The sequence below is a fragment of the Streptomyces candidus genome (assembly GCF_014207445.1).
Classification (GTDB): Bacteria; Actinomycetota; Actinomycetes; order Streptomycetales; family Streptomycetaceae; genus Streptomyces; species Streptomyces candidus.
The window spans coordinates 127,970-144,684 of the sequence record NZ_JACHEM010000004.1; the positions used below are offsets into that span (position 1 = coordinate 127,970).

Consider the following 16,715-nt stretch of genomic DNA (forward strand, 5'->3'; position numbering starts at 1 on the left):
GGCCGTCACCCGGTGGGGTGGCGGCCCCGTGTCGTGTGTGGTCGGGGGGGTGTGGTGATCCAATTGGGCGGCTCGTGATGTGCCGGGTAGACTGCCCGGGTTGCTCGGCGAGGGAGGCTCGCGGGCCGGTGTTCCGGTCTCTTGGGGTTCTCCGTTATCGACGCGCTCTTCGTAGCAGGCCGCTCGTGTGGCCGGGTGACCGTTTCCGTTTTTCGTCATCCCACGAGGAGTGCAGTCATGGCTGAGGTCAAGCTCACCGCTGAGGTCCGTACCGAGTTCGGCAAGGGCGCTGCCCGCCAGACCCGTCGCGCCAACAAGGTTCCGGCCGTCATCTACGGTCACGGTGCCGACACCGTGCACATCACGCTGCCGGGTCACGAGCTGATGATGGCGCTCAAGACCAGCAACGCCCTGCTGAACCTGGACATCGAGGGTCGCAGCGAGCTGGTCATCCCCAAGGCTGTTCAGCGTGACGCCATCAAGCGCACCATCACGCACGTCGACCTTCTTGCGGTGAAGAAGGGCGAGAAGGTCACCGTCGAGGTCTCCGTGCTGTCCGAGGGCGACCTGGCGCCGGGCGGCAACCTGCTGGAGAACGTGCTCAACACGATCTCCGTCGAGACCGAGGCCACGCACATCCCCGAGTCGGTCACCGTCTCGGTGCAGGGTCTGGACGCCGGTGACGCGATCCACGCCAAGGACATCACGCTGCCCGAGGGCACGACGCTGGTGACCGACCCCGACGCCATCGTCATCCAGGTCGTCTCCGCGCAGGTCGAGGAGCCGACGGACGCCGAGGGTGCCGAGGGCGCCGAGGCCTGAGCCTCGTAGCCGGCGGGGCCCTGTGCCTCGCGGTGGGCGGGGCCCGGTGCCTTGTCGCTCACGTTTTTCGCGGTCAGCCGCCGTTCCGTGCCGCAGGGTACGGGGCGGCGGCTGACGCGTGTGTACGGACTCGTAGGTGCACGCAGGTATGAAGGAGCCATGCAGATGACGACGCCTCCCGCCGTTCCGGACCCGTCGGCCCCCTGGCTGGTCGTGGGTCTGGGCAATCCCGGTCCGGAGTACGCGGCGAACCGGCACAACGTGGGGTGGATGGTCGCCGACCTCCTGGCCTCCCGGATCGGCGGCAAGTTCAAGTCGCACAAGGCGCGTGCGCAGGTGCTGGAGGGGCGGATCGGTCCGCCCGGTCCGTACAACCGGCGTGTCGTGCTGGCGAAGCCGTTGTCGTACATGAACCTGTCGGGCGGGCCGGTGACGGCGTTGCGCGACTTCTACAAGGTGCCGACGGCGAACGTGGTCGCGATCCACGACGAGCTGGACATCGACTACGGCGTGCTGCGGCTGAAGTTCGGTGGCGGCGACAACGGTCACAACGGGTTGAAGTCGATGACGAAGTCGATGGGGCCGGAGTACCACCGGGTGCGTTTCGGTATCGGGCGTCCGCCGGGCCGGATGCAGGTCGCGGACTTCGTGCTGAAGGACTTCTCGTCGGCGGAGAAGAAGGAGCTTGACTACTTCGTGGACCGGGCGTCGGACGCGGTGGAGGCGCTGGTGATCGAGGGCCTGGAGCGGGCGCAGTCGACGTACAACTCGTGAGCGCGCCGGGTGCGCGGTGACGGGTGACGGGTGAGGGGCACCGCCGGCGGCTGCCGGTGGTGCCCCTCACGACTGTCGGCTCACGTGTGCGCGGGCACGTGGCGGTCGCTCGCGTGTGTCGACTTGTCTACGGTCTCGTCTGCACCGTCAGCCGGTGTTGCGCAGTCCGGCCGCCACCCCGTTGACGGTGAGCAGCAGTGCCCGCGACAGCAGCGGGTCGGGTTCCTCGCCTGCGGCGGCCGCGTCGCGCTGGCGCTTGAGGAGGGCCACCTGGAGGTAGGAGATCGGGTCCAGGTAGGCGTCGCGGATGGCGAAGGTCTGCTGGAGGACGGGGTTGGTGTCCAGCAGTTCGCTGCCGCCGGTGATCCTGAGGACCTCCTGGACGGTGAGCGCGTGCTCGGCCTCGATGGTGTCGAAGACGTGCTTGAGCTCGTCGGATACGAGTGTGTCGACATAGTGACGTGCGATGCGCAGGTCGGTCTTCGCGAGCGTCATCTCCACGTTGGAGAGGAAGTTGCGGAAGAAGTGCCAGTGCGCGTGCATCTCCTCCAGGACGCTCTCCAGTCCCGCCTCGCGGAGCGCCTTGAGGCCGGAGCCGACGCCGAACCAGCCGGGCACGATCTGCCGGGACTGGGTCCAGCCGAACACCCACGGGATGGCCCGCAGGCCGTCGAGGGAGACGCCCGAGCCGGGGCGGCGGGAGGGGCGCGAGCCCAGGTGCAGGTCGGCGAGCTGGTCGACGGGGGTCGAGGCGAGGAAGTACGTCGGCAGGTCCGGGTCCTCGACGAGCTTGCGGTACGCGGTGTGGGCGGCCTCGGACACGGTGTCCATGGCGGCGTCCCAGCGGGCGAGGGCCTCGTCGGACTGGCGGGGCGCGGTGTGCAGGGCGGATGCCTGAAGCGTGGCGGCGACCGTCAGTTCCAGGTTCTCCCTGGCCAGGGACGGCACGAGGTACTTGTCGGAGATGACTTCGCCCTGTTCGGTCACCTTGATCTCGCCTTCCAGCGTGCCCCACGGCTGCGCGAGGATCGCGTCGTGCGAGGGGCCGCCGCCGCGGCCGACGGTGCCGCCGCGGCCGTGGAAGAGGCGCAGGCGCACGCCGTAGCGGTGGGCGACGTCGCGCAGGCGGCGCTGTGCGCGGTGGATCTCCCACTGGGAGGTGGTGATGCCGCCGAACTTGGAGGAGTCCGAGTAGCCGAGCATGACCTCCTGCACGTCACCGCGCAGGGAGACGAGGCGACGGTAGGAGGGGTCGGCGAGCATCTCGTCGAGGATGACGTCGGCGGCCCGCAGCTCGTCGGTCGTCTCCAGCAGCGGGACGATGCCGATCTTCGCCCAGCCGGCGTGCAGGTCGAGCAGTCCGGCTTCGCGGGCGAGGACGGCGGCGGCGAAGACGTCGTCGGCGCCCTGGCACATGGAGATGATGTACGACTCGATGACTTCCGGTCCGAAGCGCTCCAGTGCTTCCCTGACGGTGAGGAACACCCCGAGGGTCTTCTCCCCGGCGGCGTCCAGTGGTGCGGGTACCGGGGCGAGCGGGCGCCGCGACCTGAGTTCCTTGGCGAGGAGCTTCTGCCGGTACTCGCGCGGCATGTCCGCGTAGCGCCAGGATTCCTCCCCGAGCCGGTCGAAGAGCTGGCCGAGCGCGTGGTGGTGGGCGTCGGCGTGTTCGCGGACGTCCATGGTGGCGAGCTGGAGGCCGAAGGCGGCGAGGGTGCGGATGGTGCGGTCCATCCGGCCGTCGGCGAAGAGGCCGCCGCGGTGCTCGCGCAGCGAGGTCTGGATGAGGGTCAGGTCCTCGATGAGCTGGCTGGTGCCGAGGTAGTCGCAGCCGGGCTTGTGGGCGGTGCCCCTGGCGAGGCGTTCGCGGGTGTTGACGAGCTTCTGCCGGATGCAGGTGGCCTTGAGCCGGTAGGGCTCCTCGGCGTTGAGGCGCTTGTAGCGGGGGCTGATCTCCGGGAGGCGTTCCAGGTCGGCCCTGAGGGACTCCAGCAGTTCGTCGGTGGCCCCGGCGTAGCGGATGGAGTTGGAGAGCTGTCCGCGCAGCTGGTCGATGAGTTCCAGGGCGTCGGTGATGCCGTGCTCGTGCTGGAGGATGAGGACGTCCCAGGTGACGGCGGGGGTGACGTTGGGGTTGCCGTCCCGGTCGCCGCCGATCCAGGTGCCGAAGGTGAGCGGGCGGGTGCCGGGCGGGATTTCGACGCCGAGCCGTCCCAGTTCGGCGGCGAGGTCCTCCAGTACGTCTCCGACGGCGTTCGCGTGCAGCTCGTCGAGGTAGTAGATGGCGTTGCGGGCCTCGTCGGCGGGCTCGGGCCGTACGACGCGGAGTTCGTCGGTCTGCCAGATGAGGTCGATGGACTCGGCGAGCCGCAGGTCGTGCCGTCGCCGGTCGGAGGCGATGACCGGGGTCTCCAGGAGTTCGGCGATGCGGCGCAGCTTGTTGAGTACGGAGCGCCGGGCGGCCTCGGTGGGGTGGGCGGTGAAGACCGGTCGGACGTTCAGGTTCTTGACGGTCTGCTTGAGGTGCTCGGGGTCGGCGTCCTTGAGCAGGTCGGCGGTGCGGGCCAGCAGTCCGCCCTCGGCCGCGCGCAGTTCGCGCATCTCGCGTCCGCGGTGCACCTGTTCCGTCACGTTGGCCAGGTGGAAGTAGGTGGAGAAGGCGCGCACGAGGCGTGCGGCGGTCTCCAGGTCCGTGTCGCCCAGCAGCTCTGCTGCCGCTTCGCCGTCGGTGCGGGTGAGGGCCCGGACCCGTTCGACGAGCTCCAGGAGTTCGGGGCCCTCCTGGCGTACGAGGGTCTCGCCGAGGAGATCGCCGAGGCGGCGGATGTCGGCACGCAGTTCGGGGCTGCTGTGCGGGGTCGTCTGGTCGGCACTGCTCACAGGTGCGGCTCCTTGCAGTGGGGAAACGCGTCAGGCAGGAACTCGGACCGCGCTGTCCGACTCGGCCCAGGATATGTGCCCCCATATTCGGGTACTCGGCGGCCTCGTACAGCGGGCCTCACCGCTGTCATACTTACGAAGCCGTAGGTTACGGAACCGTAGCCAGGTAACCCGTACCTGGTGACCCGTATCCGCGGCTCATCTCGCAGTCCTCACCCCCAGGGGATCTCATGACCACAAGCCCCGATCTACGCAACGAGACCACGCCGGCGTCCGGGACGCCGGGCGACGGTCCGGAGCCGCTGGCCACGCGTGGCGGCGAGTCGAAGCGTTCCATCGAGCAGATCGCACTCCTCCTCTTCATCACCGTCCCCTTCGTGGCCCTGCTGGCGGCGATTCCGTTGGCCTGGGGCTGGGGGGTGAGCTGGCTGGACCTGGGCCTGATGGTCTTCATGTACTACCTGGGCTGCCACGGCATCACGATCGGTTTCCACCGGTACTTCACGCACGGCTCCTTCAAGGCGAAGCGGCCGCTGCGCATCGCGCTGGCGGTCATGGGGTCGATGGCGGTGGAGGGTCCGCTGGTCCGCTGGGTGGCGGACCACCGCAAGCACCACAAGTTCTCGGACGCGGAGGGCGACCCGCACTCCCCGTGGCGTTTCGGCGAGGATCTCCCGTCCCTGATGAAGGGCCTGTGGTGGGCCCACATCGGGTGGATGTTCGACGAGGAGCAGACTTCGCAGGAGAAGTACGCCCCGGACCTCATCAAGGACCCGGCGCTGCGCCGGATCTCCCGTGACTTCGTCTACTGGACGATCCTGTCCCTGGCGATTCCGCCGCTGGTCGGCGGTCTGGTCACGATGTCCTGGTGGGGCGCGTTCACGGCGTTCTTCTGGGGGTCGCTGGTGCGCGTCGCCCTGTTGCACCATGTCACGTGGTCGATCAACTCGATCTGTCACGCGGTCGGCAAGCGTCCGTTCAAGTCGCGCGACCGGTCGGGCAACGTGTGGTGGCTGGCGGTCCTCTCCTGTGGTGAGTCCTGGCACAACCTGCACCACGCGGATCCCACGAGTGCCCGGCACGGTGTGATGAGGGGCCAGGTCGATTCGTCGGCCCGGCTCATCCGCTGGTTCGAGCAGGCAGGCTGGGCGTACGACGTCCGCTGGCCGACGGCCTCACGTCTGGCGTCGCGCCGTCAGGACCAGGACGCCCCGAGCAAGACCGAGTCGACAGAAACGGCATGATGGAGCCTGTGGCCACCGACGGAACCAGCAGCAGCACCGGCAGCACCAGCAGCGACACACCGCGCACGGTGCCTCGGCGGGCCCGCCGTGTCCGGATGACGGGTGCGGAACGCCGTGAGCAGCTGCTGGACATCGGCCGCACGCTCTTCGCGGAGAAGGGCTTCGAGGGCACGTCGGTCGAGGAGATCGCCGCGAAGGCGGGTGTCTCCAAGCCGGTCGTCTACGAGCACTTCGGCGGCAAGGAGGGCCTGTACGCGGTGGTCGTCGACCGTGAGATGCGGTCCCTGCTGGACATGGTCACCAGTGCGCTGACCGCGGGTCATCCGCGTGAGCTGCTGGAGCAGGCCGCGTTCGCGCTCCTCGACTACATCGAGACGTACACGGACGGCTTCCGCATCCTGGTCCGGGACTCCCCAGTCGCCCAGTCGACGGGCACCTTCGCGTCCCTCATCTCCGACATCGCCACCCAGGTCGAGGACATCCTGGGCCTGGAGTTCAAGGCCCGCGGCTTCGACCCGAAGCTGGCGCCGCTGTACGCCCAGGCCCTCGTCGGCATGGTGGCCCTGACCGGCCAGTGGTGGCTGGACGTGCGCAAGCCGAAGAAGGCCGAAGTGGCCGCCCACCTGGTGAACCTCTCCTGGCACGGCCTGGAGAACCTGGAGGCCAAGCCGAGGCTGATAGGACACCGCAGGAACTGATCCCCCAGGCACGGTCGGGGACACGGGCCGCCTCCAGCACCTCCGCCGGGGGCGGCCCGTCGCGTGCGCCGTACCCGTGTGTCCCTGAGGGGCGCCGGTTCAGGGCCCGGTGATGGCGTCCCCGATGACGAGACCGCCGGCCGCGGTCCCCTCCGGGAGCACGGCGTCCTTGCCGTACGGGACGCGGTGCTCGTCGGTGTAGGCGGCCTCGCGGGGGTCGGGCGAGGTCAGCACGACGACCGCGCCGTCCCTGTCGAAGTCGTCGACGAGGACGTACACGGGAATCCCGGCACGGGCGTACTCACGACGCTTGCGGATGCGGTCGCGCTGGGTGTTCTGGCGGCCGGGGGAGACGACCTCGACGACCATCAGGACACCGTGCGCCGCCACCCCGAGGCCGTCCTCGTCCGGGATCTCCTCCAGGTCGAGCGGGGCGACGAAGAGGTCGGGGATCCAGGACTTGCGCTCGTGGATGACGTTGACGTCGTGGTGCACGCCGAGGTCCGCATCCGTGAGGTGTGCTTCCAGCGCACGCCGTACGCGTCCGATCAGAATGCCGTGACGACGGCGGCCAGTAGGTGACACCTCGATGGACCCCTCGATGATCTCGGCCCGGTAGCCCTCCGGAAGGTCCATGGCCTTCCACGCCTCCCACAGGACCTCGTCCAGTTCGGATGCCGAGTGGTCGGTCACAGCCGGGGACACCTCGTGTGCGAGTGCGGTCATCGTGCAGCACCTCCTTCATCAGTGTGGGCGCGGGCGCCACTGCGGCACAAGCGACACCCGCACGTTAGGGGCGGCAGGCCACCGAATGGGAGGAACGGTCGCCGGTCACACGGACGAGTGAGGACTCACTCCTGTCCGGCGCGCCCGCGGGCGGTGGCCCGTGGGCGCGCCGGGTCCCGGCGCTTCACGGGGCCGCGTCCGGCTCCAGGAACTCCAGCCTGTTCCCGACCGGGTCCTGCGAGTAGAACCTCCTGTGTTCCGGAAGGTGGGCGTCCCAGACGACTTCCGCGCCGAGCCCCTCCAACCGCGCCCCGTACCGCTCGATGTCCGTGACCCGAATCCCCGGGTGGGCCTTGTGCGCCGGGTGGAAGTTCTCCTCGATGCCCAGGTGGAGCTGGACGCCGGCGGTCTCGAACCAGCAGCCGCCGCGGGCCGCGAGCACCGGGGGTTTGGGGATCTCGCGCATGCCGAGCACGGTGACGTAGTACGCGCGCAGGGCGGGTTCGCTGCCGGGAGGGGCGGCGAGCTGGACGTGGTCGAGGGCGGTGATCATCGGCGGACTCCTACGGCGAAGACGCGGCGGAAGGGGAAGACGGTCCCGGGCGGGGCGGGTGGGTAGGCGCGGCGGAGCAGGGCGGCGTACTCGGCGGTGAAGGCGGCGGTGGCCTCCTCGTCGTCGGCGAGGGCGGTGAGGACCGGGCGCAGGGCGGTGCCCTTGACCCAGTCCAGGACGGGGTCCGCGCCCGGGAGGAGCTGGAGGTAGGTGGTCTCCCAGACGTCCGCCTCGCAGCCGTGGGCGGTGAGGAGCGCGAGGTATTCGGCGGGGGTGGGGACGGCGGCCGTGCGGTCGCCGACACCCGAGAGTCGGCCGCGCCACCTCTTCGACTCCCGCAGCCGTGCGAGGAGCGTGTGGCTGGGGGCGTCGTAGTTGCCGGGGACCTGGAGGGCGAAGGTGCCGCGGGGGGTCAGGGCGTCGAGCCAGCCGGGGATGAGGGCGGGGTGGCCGGGGACCCATTGGAGGAGTGCGCTGGAGACGATGAGGTCGTACGTGCCGGAGGCGGCGGGGGCCCAGGTGGCGGCGTCCGCGTGGGCGAAGTCCAGGCAGGCCGTCGCGTGGCTCTGTGCCTTCGCCAGCATCTCGGGTGAGTTGTCGAAGCCGGTGATGCGGGCGTGCGGCCAGCGGGCGGCGAGCAGGGCGGTGGCGTTGCCCGCGCCGCAGCCGAGGTCGGCGATGCGGGCGGGCGCGGCGGGTGGGTCGATGCGGGCGAGGAGGTCGTGGAAGGGACGGGTTCGGTGGCCCTCGTGCCGGAGGTACTGGGCGGCGTCCCAGCGTGGTGCGGGCGAGTGCGTCATGGGGTCAGAATCACCGGACAAGTATCTTGATGTCAAGAGACTTGATCTGAAGAGACTTCATGTCGACAGACCCTTTACACTGATCGTCATGGAGGACGAGGTCGACCGACTGGTCGCAGCATGGCGCCGAGAGCGCCCCGACCTCGACGTGGAGCCGCTTGAGGTGCTCAGTCGGGTGTCTCGTCTGGCGCGCCATCTCGACCGGGCGCGACGCCTGGCGTTCTCGGAACACCACCTGGAGCCCTGGGAATTCGACGTCCTGACCTCGCTGCGGCGGGCCGGATCGCCGTACCAGCTCTCGCCGGGACAGCTGCTCACCCAGACGCTCGTCACGTCCGGGACCATGACGAACCGCATCGACCGGCTCGCGAAGAAGGGCCTCGTCGAGCGGCTGCCCGACCCCAGCGACCGCCGGGGTGTACTGGTGCGGCTGACGGACGAGGGCCGCGACCGTGCGGACCAGGCGCTCGCCGGGCTGCTGGAGCAGGAGCGGGCCATCCTCGGCGAGCTCTCGCGGACGCAGCGGGGCGAGCTGGCCTCCCTGCTACGCCAGCTGACCGCCCCTTTCGACAACATCCCCGGCGCCGGCGGATAGGTCCGCGGGACCGACGCCCGCCCGTCGGGCGAGGGCGACCGCCGCGAGCGTGGAGTGCACGCCCAGCTTCCCCAGCACGTTCTGCATATGGGTGCGGACCGTGTGCGGGGAGAGGAAGAGGCGTTCGGCGACGGCCTTGCGGCCCAGGCCCGCCACCATGCAGCGCAGCACCTCGCGTTCGCGCGGGGTCAGGGACTCCACCAGGCGTTCGCTCTCCGTGCGGTGTCTGCGGGCGGCCGTCAGTTCGCGCAGCACGCCGGTGAGAAGGGCGGGCGGGAGGTGGGTCTCGTCGCGCAGTACGCCCCGGATGACGGCGAGGAGACGCTGGAGGGAGCAGTCCTTGGCCACCCAGCCGGTCGCTCCGGCCTGGAGGGCGAGGGCGGCCCGCCGGGGGTCGTCCTTCTCCGCCAGGACGACCGCGCGGACCGTCGGATGGCCGCTGCGGACACCCACGACCAGCGAGATGCCGTCGACCGGGCCGTCCCGTCCGGCCCCGTCGGGGACGGCCACCGCCACCGCGTGCGGGTGGGGGTCCGAGTGGGCGCCGGGCTGCCGGGGGATCTGCGCGTGAACCGGCAGGCCGGTGCCCGGCATCCCGCCCGGCGCACCGCCGCCCGGGGCGGGCGCCGTGCCGAGGTCGGCGTCGATCAGCATCACGTCGAACGTGCGGCCCTCCGCCGCCGCCCGCTCCAGACACCGCAGCGCGGCGGGGCCGCTGCCCGCGGCCGCGACGTCCACGTCCGGTTCCGCCGCGAGGGCGGCGGCGAGCGACTCCGCGAAGATTCGGTGGTCGTCGACCACCAGGACCCGGATACGAACCACAGTCTCTGACACCCCCATGGGTCGGGGGGCGGACCTCTGCGGACACGACCCCCGGGGCCGGGCGGCTCCGTCGTGCGCACGGCCGCCGCCGTGTGCAGATCACTACCCCGCCCCGGGCGTCGTATCCGGCTGTCTCGCCCCCTGATGAGCACCGGCCCCCACCGGTGCTCACGCCTCAGAGTACGGATGGGGGCGGTCTTCGGAAGGGCATGTGCAGAACTGTTCGGGCTCGGGGGCCGGTGTGTGTCTCCCGTGTCGCCTTGTGGCGGAAGGAGGGCGGGAAGGAGCGGTTCGCGTTCGCCGCCGCTCCCGACCCACCGTCACCTCCCTTACGCGCCAGTACAGTTGGCGGGTCAGGCCAGTTGCTGTGCGCCTGCCGACGGCACGGCCGGGAAGATGCGCGGCGTACGGTGACCCGCGGCCTCGAACGCGGCCTCGATGGACCGGGTCAGTTCCGCCACCGCGTCGGCGTCCGCGAGGACGATCGCCGAGCCGCCGAAGCCGCCGCCGGTCATCCGCGCGCCGTACGCGCCGGGGGCGTGCGCCGCGGTCTCGACGACCAGGTCCAGCTCCGGGCAGGAGATTCGCAGGTCGTCGCGGAGCGAGGCGTGCCCTTCGAGGAGCAGCGGGCCGACGGCGCGTACGTCGCCCGCGTCGAGGAGGGCACTCACCTGCTGGACGCGGTGGTTGTCGGACACGACGTGCCGGACGTACCGGCGGACGCGCTCGTCCGGCAGCCGGGCGAGGGACGCGTCCAGTTCTTCGTACGGCACGTCACGCAGATGGCTGACCCCGAGCAGGCGGGCCCCCTCCTCGCAGCCCGCCCGGCGTTCGGCGTACGCGCCGTCGCCGAGGGCGTGCTGGACGCGGGTGTCCACCACGAGCAGGGAGAGGCCGCGGGCGGGGAGGTCGAAGGGGATCTGGCGGCGGGACTGGTCGCGGGTGTCCAGGAGCAGGGCGTGGCCCTCCTCGCAGCAGGCGGCGGCCGTCTGGTCCATGATGCCGACGGGTACGCCGACGAAGTGGTTCTCGGCGTACTGGCAGAGCTTCGCCAGCCCGGTGCGGTCGAGCGGGAGCCGGTGGAGGTCGACGAGGGCGAGGCCGAGGGCGACCTCCAGGGCGGCGGAGGACGACAGCCCGGCGCCGGTGGGGACGGCCGAGCGCAGGTGCACGTCGGCGCCGCCGTGCACCGCGGTGTGGCCCGCCTCGCCCAGCGCCCAGACGACGCCCGCGAGGTAGGACCACCAGCCTCCGTCCTCGGACAGGGCCTTGAGGCCGTCCACCCGGACCTCGGTGACGCCCTCGCCGTTGTCGCCCGAGTGCAGCCGCAGCAGGCCGTCGGTGCGGCGGGCCGCCGCGAGCCGCACCGTGTGCGGCAGGGCGAACGGCATGACGAAGCCGTCGTTGAAGTCGGTGTACTCACCGATGAGGTTGACGCGGCCCGGGGCCGCCCAGATCCCCTCCGGTTCGACGCCGTACAACTCCTCGAACTCCGCGGTGAGTCGGCCCAGGTCCATCGCTGTCTACTCCTTCGTTCCGCTGATGCTCCGGGCGAACTGCCAGGCGTCGCCGATGATGGCGGCCAGGTCCGTACGGGACGGGCTCCAGCCGAGGACGGTGCGGGCCCGCTCGGCGGACGCGACGAGGACCGCCGGATCGCCGGGGCGGCGCGGGGCGAGGGCCTCGGGGACGGGGTGGCCGGTGACCTCGCGGACGGCGTCGACGACCTCCCGTACCGAGAAGCCCCTGCCGTTGCCGAGGTTGCAGATCAGGTGCTCGCCGGGCTTCGCGGCGGCGGCGGCCAGCAGGTGGGCCTCGGCCAGGTCGGCGACGTGGATGTAGTCGCGGACGCAGGTGCCGTCGGGGGTCGGGTAGTCGTCGCCGTACAGGGAGATCGCCTCGCGGCGTCCCTGGGCGACCTGGAGGACGAGCGGAACGAGGTGCGACTCGGGATCGTGCCGCTCGCCGTGACTGCCGTACGCGCCGGCCACGTTGAAGTAGCGCAGCGAGACCGCCGCCAGGCCGTGCGCGGTGCACTCGCCGCCGATCATGTGGTCGACGGCGAGCTTGGAGGCGCCGTACGGGCTGGTGGGCGCGGTCGGGGCGTCCTCGGTGAGCAGGTCGGTGGCGGGTTCGCCGTACGTGGCGGCCGTGGACGAGAAGACGAGGCGGCGCACACCGGCGTCGCGCATCGCGGAGAGCAGGGCCATCGTGCCGCCGACGTTGTTCCGCCAGTACTTCTCCGGGTCGGCGACGGACTCGCCGACCTGGGAGAACGCCGCGAAGTGCAGGACGCCGTCGTAGGAGGGGTCCAGGTGGCGGCTCGCGTCCTGGATGCGCCCCTCGATGAACGCCGCGCCCGCCGGGACGCCCTCGCGGAAGCCGGTGGAGAGGTCGTCGAGGACGGTCACCTCGTGACCGGCTTCGAGGAGGTGTGCCGCGACGACGCTGCCGATGTAGCCGGCGCCGCCGGTGACCAGGTATTTCACTTCTCGCTCGCAACCTCTCGCAGTCGGATGGCCGCGGCCTCCGGCGACACGTCGTTGATGAACGCGCCCATGCCGGACTCGGAGCCCGCGAGGACCTTCAGCTTGCCCGATGTCCGACGAATGGTGAAAAGCTCAAGATGCAGCGCGAATTCGCCGCGCAGCGGGTGCCGGACCGGTGCCTGGTGCCAGGCCGCGATGTACGGGGTGGGCGGCTGATCGGGGCCGAAGATCCGGTCGAAACGGCGCAGCAGTTCCAGGTAGACGGCCGGGAACTCGGCGCGCGCCGCGTCGTCGAGGTCGCGCAGGTCGGGGACGCGGCGGGCCGGGTAGAGGTGCACCTCGTACGGCCAGTGCGCGGCGTAGGGGACGAAGGCGACCCAGTGGCCGGTGTCGAGCACGATGCGGGAGCCGTCGGCGCGTTCCCGGGCGACGACCTGGTCGAAGAGGTTGACCGCACGGCCGGCGGGGGCCTCGGGGTGCGCTTCGGCGTGTGCGCGGAGGGCGTCGAGCATCCGTGCCGTGCGGGGGGTGACGTAGGGGTAGCCGTAGATCTGGCCGTGCGGGTGGCCGAGGGTGACGCCGATCTCCGCGCCGCGGTTCTCGAAGCAGAACACCTGTTCCACGGAGGGGAGCCGGGACAGCTCGGCGGTGCGGTCCGTCCACGCTTCGAGGACGAGTGCGGCCTGTTCCTCGGTGAGGTCGGCGAACGAGGAGTGGTGGTCGGAGGTGAAGCAGACCACCTCGCAGCGGCCGGAGTCCCCGGCCAGCGACGGGAAGCGGTTCTCGAACACCGCCACGTCGTAGTCCGCCGCCGGGATCTCGCTCCGGTGGCCCTCGCGGGACGGGCAGAGCGGGCAGGCGTCGGTGGGCGGCAGGTACGTGCGGTCCTGGCGGTGCGAGGCGATGGCCACGTACTCGTCGAGGAGCACGTCGCGGCGGACCTCGGAGGTGGTGGCGACGGGGGTGAGCGGGCGGGGGTCGTGGGCGTCGCGGTCGCGGTCGTCGGCCGCGTCGTAGTAGAGGAGTTCACGACCGTCGGCCAGCCGGGTCGATGTCTTCTTCACTACCGCCACCTCGCGCGCACAGGCATCAACAGAATCGAACACAAGAAACCATAGGTCAACAGCGGAGTCAACGGTGAAGACACCCGGGCGCCGGACGCGCGGGCCGTCCGCCGGGTGTGCCGGGCCGGACGCGGTTACTGGTCCTGGGAGGGCGGGGCGGCGCGATCGAGGAGGCCGGTGCGCGCGGCGAGGGCGGCGGCTTCGAGCCGGGAGCCGACGCCGAGTTTCATCAGGACGCGCTGCACGTGGGTGCGCGCGGTGCTGGGGGCGATGCCCATTCCGGCGGCGATCAGACGGGTGTCCTCGCCGTCGGCGACCCGGACGAGGACCTCGACCTCGCGCGGGGTGAGCATCTGCAGCAGCCGCTGGCCCTCGTCGTCGGGCTGGGCGGCCGGGTTGAGGAGTTCGGCGAACGCACCCTGGAGGAGCTGCGGCGCGACGGCCGCCTCCCCCGCCCGCGCCTTCACCATGGCGCGCTCCACGCCCTCTATGCGCTCGTCGTGCCGTACGTAACCGGCCGCACCGGCCGCGAAGGCGGCGGCGATGCCGCGCGGGCTGGGCACCGGACCGAGGACGACGACGGCCACCTGCGGGCGCTCGCGCCTGATCCGTACGATCGGGTCGAAGGTGCCCGGCAGTGCGGGCGTCGCCGTACCGAACAGGCAGACCTCCGGGGCACGGCTCACCACGAGTTCGGCCGCGCCCGCGGTGGGCGCGGCGGCGGCGAGCACGCGGTGCCCGCGCAGCTTGAGCGCCGAGGCGAGTGCCTCGGCCAGCAATCGGTGGTCGTCGACCACCATGAGCCGCACGCCCATCGGAACATCCCCCCGCATTCCCCCGTGAGCAGACCCCCCGGCCTCCTGACCCGGCAAGCTACACGCTCGTTCGGCGTCGCGCGCCCCTTACCCGTGAGGGACCGCTCGAAGTGGCCAAAGTACCTGGCGCCGGGCCCCGGTGGTGAGAGGCGGGCGAACACTGGATCCTTCCGTCCGCGGCCACGGCCTCCCGCACACGACGCGCGTCCCACCCGGGGCCCGACGCCCCCGCGACACGCCAGGAGGGGCAGTGACGAGAGCCGCCACTGCCCCTCCTGCGGTACGGCTGTCGCTACTGCGCCGGGACGAAGGCCAGCGCCAGGTACTTCTTGTACGAGGACGGGGTGTCGCTGATCATCTGAGTGCCCATGTAGAGGCGGCCCTTGTGGAACCGGACCTCCTCCAGCTTGAGCGTCATGGTCTGCTCGGCGTCCCGCACCGCGCGGTCGGCCGGGTTCTCCAGGAGGAGGGTCTCCTTGCCGCTGCCGCCGTCGATGCTCGCGACGCGGCCGCCCTTGTCGTACGGAGGGAACTTGTAGACGATCAGGTTTCCGCCGTCCATCCGCAGCGGGAACATCGTGTACCGCTCGCCGGCCGGGAAGTTGTCGCTGGTGGGCTTTCCGGTGGCGAGGTCGAAGGAGACGATCGAGTTCGTACGCCCGGTCTCGGCCTGGCCCCTGCGCTCGGCGGTGGACAGGTAGACGCGGCCGTTGCCGACGGCGACCTTGGTGCAGTTGCCGACGTCGTTGAGGTCGCAGTCGATGGGGTGGCGCTCGCCGTCCACGCCGAACTGCGCGCGCTGCTTGCCGGTCTTCTCGTCGATCGAGAAGAGGTGGCTGATCTTCGTCTTGTACTCGCCCGACTCACCGACGTTGGCACCGACGAGCAGTGGCTTGGTGGACAGCACCGAGACGTACTTGGAGTTGGCCGGCATCTTGAAGGTGCTGAGCGGCGCCCCGTCGGCCGGGTTCAGGTTCTGGATGAGGATCTGCTCGGCGTCGTAGCCGCCGCACTTGCGCACGGCGACCAGGTTGGTGCCGCCCGCGTAGCCGACGTCCGCGCACTGGTCGGCGGTCGGCTTCGGCGACCACAGTTCCTTGCCGTCGGCCAGGGCGAGGCCGCCGCCGCCCGAATAGCCCGCCGCGGCCACCGTGTTGCCGGAGATGGTGACCATCTGCAGCCGCTGCTTGCGGTCGCCGTCCGCGAAGCTCTTCTGCCAGAGCAGCTTGCCCGCGTTGAGGTCGACCAGGCCGACCTCGGTGCAGGCGGCGAACTTCTCCCCCGCGGCCTTCTTGCCGTTGAAGACGATCGCGACCTTGTTGTCCGGGGTGACCTGCCGGGAGCCGCCGCACGGCGAACCGTCGAGGGCGACCTTCCACTTCTCGGCGCCGGTCAGCGCGTCGTAGCCGACCACGCTGTCGACGGCGCTCTTCGCGTACACGGTGTCGGTGGCCCACGAGCCGCGCACGGTGGTGATCTCCTTCACCACCGGAAGCGGGATCTGGAAGCCGACCTTGGCGTTGGTGACCGGCGGGGCCTGCTCCTTGCCCGCGCCGTCCGGTGCGGCGGGGCCGGCCTGTTCGCCGCCCTTGGCCTCGCCGCCGCCTCCGGAGGAGGTGCCCGCGACGTCCTTGGGGTCGTCGCTGCTGGTCGCCTTGTAGACGACGCCCGCGCCGACGATCAGGACGACGGCGACGACCGCCGCGATGATGATCTTCAGCTGGGTGGTCAGTCCGCCGCCGCTGCCGCCGTTGACGCCGCTGCCCTGGACGACGGTCTGCGGGGCGGGGGGCTGGGCCGGGTAGCCGCCGTACTGGCCCAGCCGGCCCGGGGCGGGCTGACCGGGCTGAGCCGGGAAGCCGTAGCCGGGCTGCGGAGGCGGGGGCTGCTGGCCGGGGTGGCCGGGCTGGCCGGGCTGGCCGGGCTGGCCGGGCTGGCCGGGCTGGCCGGGGTAGCCGGGGTAGCCGTAACCGGCGGGGGGTGCCTGCGGCGACTGGCCCGGAGCGGGCGGCGGGGTGCCTGGGGTCTGCGGGTAGCCGTACGCGGGCTGCTGGGCCGGGGGCTGACCCGGCTGGCCGGGCTGCTGGCCGGGGGGCGGCGGGGTCGGGGCACCGAAGCTGCCGGCGGGCGGCTGTGGCGCGCCGAAGCCGGGGGCGGGGGGCAGGGGTGCCTGCGGGGGGAGGTCGGGAGCGCCCTGCGGGGGCTGCGGGGACTTGTCGAGCGGGGACGGGGGCCGCTGGCCCTCGTCCTTCGGGGGCTCGTGGGGTGGCTGCGTCATCGTGGTCTACCTCTGGATCGGGGAGCTTGGTGGATCAACCGGGCGAAGTATCAGGAGGCTCGGAGCGGGGCGGCGGGGACGCGGCGGCGCGGGCAGCGGGCAGCGCCTCGCGGCCCGCGCCCGTGCGTCCGTCGCGCCGCCGGCGCCCGCCGCGC

Annotated in this window: 15 protein-coding genes; 5 read left to right on the forward strand and 10 right to left on the reverse strand. The window is 71.4% G+C overall.

What is annotated here, in order from left to right; genetic code table 11:
- Nucleotides 1–237: 237 nt before the first annotated feature.
- Entirely contained in the window at nt 238–822 is a 585-nt protein-coding gene (locus HNQ79_RS09320; RefSeq protein WP_185028984.1) for a 50S ribosomal protein L25/general stress protein Ctc, read from the forward strand.
- 165 nt (nt 823–987) lie between these two features.
- Complete coding sequence (gene pth, locus HNQ79_RS09325) at nt 988–1,596, forward strand: aminoacyl-tRNA hydrolase (protein WP_373312568.1); 609 nt, start codon at nt 988–990, stop codon at nt 1,594–1,596.
- 147 nt (nt 1,597–1,743) lie between these two features.
- On the opposite strand, the gene ppc is transcribed toward pth, so the two are convergent.
- Nucleotides 1,744–4,476 carry a phosphoenolpyruvate carboxylase gene (ppc, locus tag HNQ79_RS09330; RefSeq protein ID WP_185028988.1) on the reverse strand — a complete coding sequence of 911 codons (2,733 nt, stop codon included), beginning with the start codon at nt 4,474–4,476 and terminating at the stop codon, nt 1,744–1,746.
- 230 nt (nt 4,477–4,706) lie between these two features.
- On the opposite strand from ppc, the gene HNQ79_RS09335 reads away from it, so the two are divergent.
- Nucleotides 4,707–5,720: an acyl-CoA desaturase gene (locus HNQ79_RS09335; RefSeq protein ID WP_185028990.1), complete on the forward strand. Its 1,014-nt coding sequence runs from the start codon at nt 4,707–4,709 to the stop codon at nt 5,718–5,720.
- On the forward strand, nt 5,717–6,418 hold the full coding sequence (locus tag HNQ79_RS09340) for a TetR/AcrR family transcriptional regulator (RefSeq protein WP_185028992.1): 702 nt from the start codon (nt 5,717–5,719) through the stop codon (nt 6,416–6,418). Before HNQ79_RS09335 ends, HNQ79_RS09340 begins: the two co-directional genes overlap by 4 nt.
- 99 nt (nt 6,419–6,517) lie before the next feature.
- Here the strand turns inward: HNQ79_RS09340 and HNQ79_RS09345 are convergent, their stop codons facing one another.
- The 3 genes from HNQ79_RS09345 to HNQ79_RS09355 form a co-directional block, all read right to left on the reverse strand.
- Nucleotides 6,518–7,144: a Uma2 family endonuclease gene (locus HNQ79_RS09345; RefSeq protein WP_185028994.1), complete on the reverse strand. Its 627-nt coding sequence runs from the start codon at nt 7,142–7,144 to the stop codon at nt 6,518–6,520.
- Nucleotides 7,145–7,328: 184 nt separating this feature from the next.
- Complete coding sequence (locus tag HNQ79_RS09350) at nt 7,329–7,697, reverse strand: VOC family protein (protein ID WP_185028996.1); 369 nt, start codon at nt 7,695–7,697, stop codon at nt 7,329–7,331.
- Nucleotides 7,694–8,497, reverse strand: a complete 804-nt coding sequence (locus tag HNQ79_RS09355) for a trans-aconitate 2-methyltransferase (RefSeq protein ID WP_185028998.1) — start codon at nt 8,495–8,497, stop codon at nt 7,694–7,696. The genes HNQ79_RS09350 and HNQ79_RS09355 overlap by 4 nt, the downstream gene beginning before the upstream one ends.
- An 88-nt stretch (nt 8,498–8,585) precedes the next feature.
- Here HNQ79_RS09355 and tamR point away from each other — a divergent pair, with 88 nt between their 5' ends.
- Nucleotides 8,586–9,092 (forward strand): MarR family transcriptional regulator TamR, encoded by a 507-nt coding sequence (gene tamR, locus HNQ79_RS09360; protein WP_185029000.1) that lies wholly within the window; start codon nt 8,586–8,588, stop codon nt 9,090–9,092.
- Here tamR and HNQ79_RS09365 read toward each other — a convergent pair.
- From HNQ79_RS09365 to HNQ79_RS09390, 6 genes are all read right to left on the reverse strand, one after another.
- Entirely contained in the window at nt 9,042–9,914 is an 873-nt protein-coding gene (locus tag HNQ79_RS09365) for a response regulator transcription factor (protein WP_185029002.1), read from the reverse strand. The two genes, tamR and HNQ79_RS09365, sit on opposite strands and share 51 nt — an antisense overlap.
- Before the next feature lie 353 nt (nt 9,915–10,267).
- Entirely contained in the window at nt 10,268–11,431 is a 1,164-nt protein-coding gene (galK, locus tag HNQ79_RS09370) for a galactokinase (protein WP_185029004.1), read from the reverse strand.
- Nucleotides 11,432–11,437: 6 nt separating this feature from the next.
- Complete coding sequence (galE, locus tag HNQ79_RS09375; RefSeq protein ID WP_185029005.1) at nt 11,438–12,403, reverse strand: UDP-glucose 4-epimerase GalE; 966 nt, start codon at nt 12,401–12,403, stop codon at nt 11,438–11,440.
- Nucleotides 12,400–13,467 carry a galactose-1-phosphate uridylyltransferase gene (galT, locus tag HNQ79_RS09380; protein ID WP_185029007.1) on the reverse strand — a complete coding sequence of 356 codons (1,068 nt, stop codon included), beginning with the start codon at nt 13,465–13,467 and terminating at the stop codon, nt 12,400–12,402. Before galT ends, galE begins: the two co-directional genes overlap by 4 nt.
- A gap of 134 nt (nt 13,468–13,601) precedes the next feature.
- Complete coding sequence (locus tag HNQ79_RS09385; protein WP_185029009.1) at nt 13,602–14,282, reverse strand: helix-turn-helix transcriptional regulator; 681 nt, start codon at nt 14,280–14,282, stop codon at nt 13,602–13,604.
- A 292-nt stretch (nt 14,283–14,574) separates the two neighbouring features.
- Entirely contained in the window at nt 14,575–16,560 is a 1,986-nt protein-coding gene (locus HNQ79_RS09390; protein ID WP_185029011.1) for an outer membrane protein assembly factor BamB family protein, read from the reverse strand.
- Between the last annotated feature and the right edge of the window lie 155 nt (nt 16,561–16,715).

Excerpts from the sequence above, each read along its gene's own strand:
- HNQ79_RS09320 (WP_185028984.1), top strand. The coding sequence starts at position 238 with ATGGCTGAGGTCAAGCTCACCGCTGAGGTCCGTACCGAGTTCGGCAAG.
- pth (WP_373312568.1), top strand. The coding sequence starts at position 988 with ATGACGACGCCTCCCGCCGTTCCGGACCCGTCGGCCCCCTGGCTGGTC.
- HNQ79_RS09335 (WP_185028990.1), top strand. The coding sequence starts at position 4,707 with ATGACCACAAGCCCCGATCTACGCAACGAGACCACGCCGGCGTCCGGG.
- HNQ79_RS09340 (WP_185028992.1), top strand. The coding sequence starts at position 5,717 with ATGATGGAGCCTGTGGCCACCGACGGAACCAGCAGCAGCACCGGCAGC.
- HNQ79_RS09345 (WP_185028994.1), bottom strand. The coding sequence starts at position 7,144 with ATGACCGCACTCGCACACGAGGTGTCCCCGGCTGTGACCGACCACTCG.
- HNQ79_RS09350 (WP_185028996.1), bottom strand. The coding sequence starts at position 7,697 with ATGATCACCGCCCTCGACCACGTCCAGCTCGCCGCCCCTCCCGGCAGC.
- HNQ79_RS09355 (WP_185028998.1), bottom strand. The coding sequence starts at position 8,497 with ATGACGCACTCGCCCGCACCACGCTGGGACGCCGCCCAGTACCTCCGG.
- tamR (WP_185029000.1), top strand. The coding sequence starts at position 8,586 with ATGGAGGACGAGGTCGACCGACTGGTCGCAGCATGGCGCCGAGAGCGC.
- galK (WP_185029004.1), bottom strand. The coding sequence starts at position 11,431 with ATGGACCTGGGCCGACTCACCGCGGAGTTCGAGGAGTTGTACGGCGTC.
- HNQ79_RS09385 (WP_185029009.1), bottom strand. The coding sequence starts at position 14,282 with ATGGGCGTGCGGCTCATGGTGGTCGACGACCACCGATTGCTGGCCGAG.
- HNQ79_RS09390 (WP_185029011.1), bottom strand. The coding sequence starts at position 16,560 with ATGACGCAGCCACCCCACGAGCCCCCGAAGGACGAGGGCCAGCGGCCC.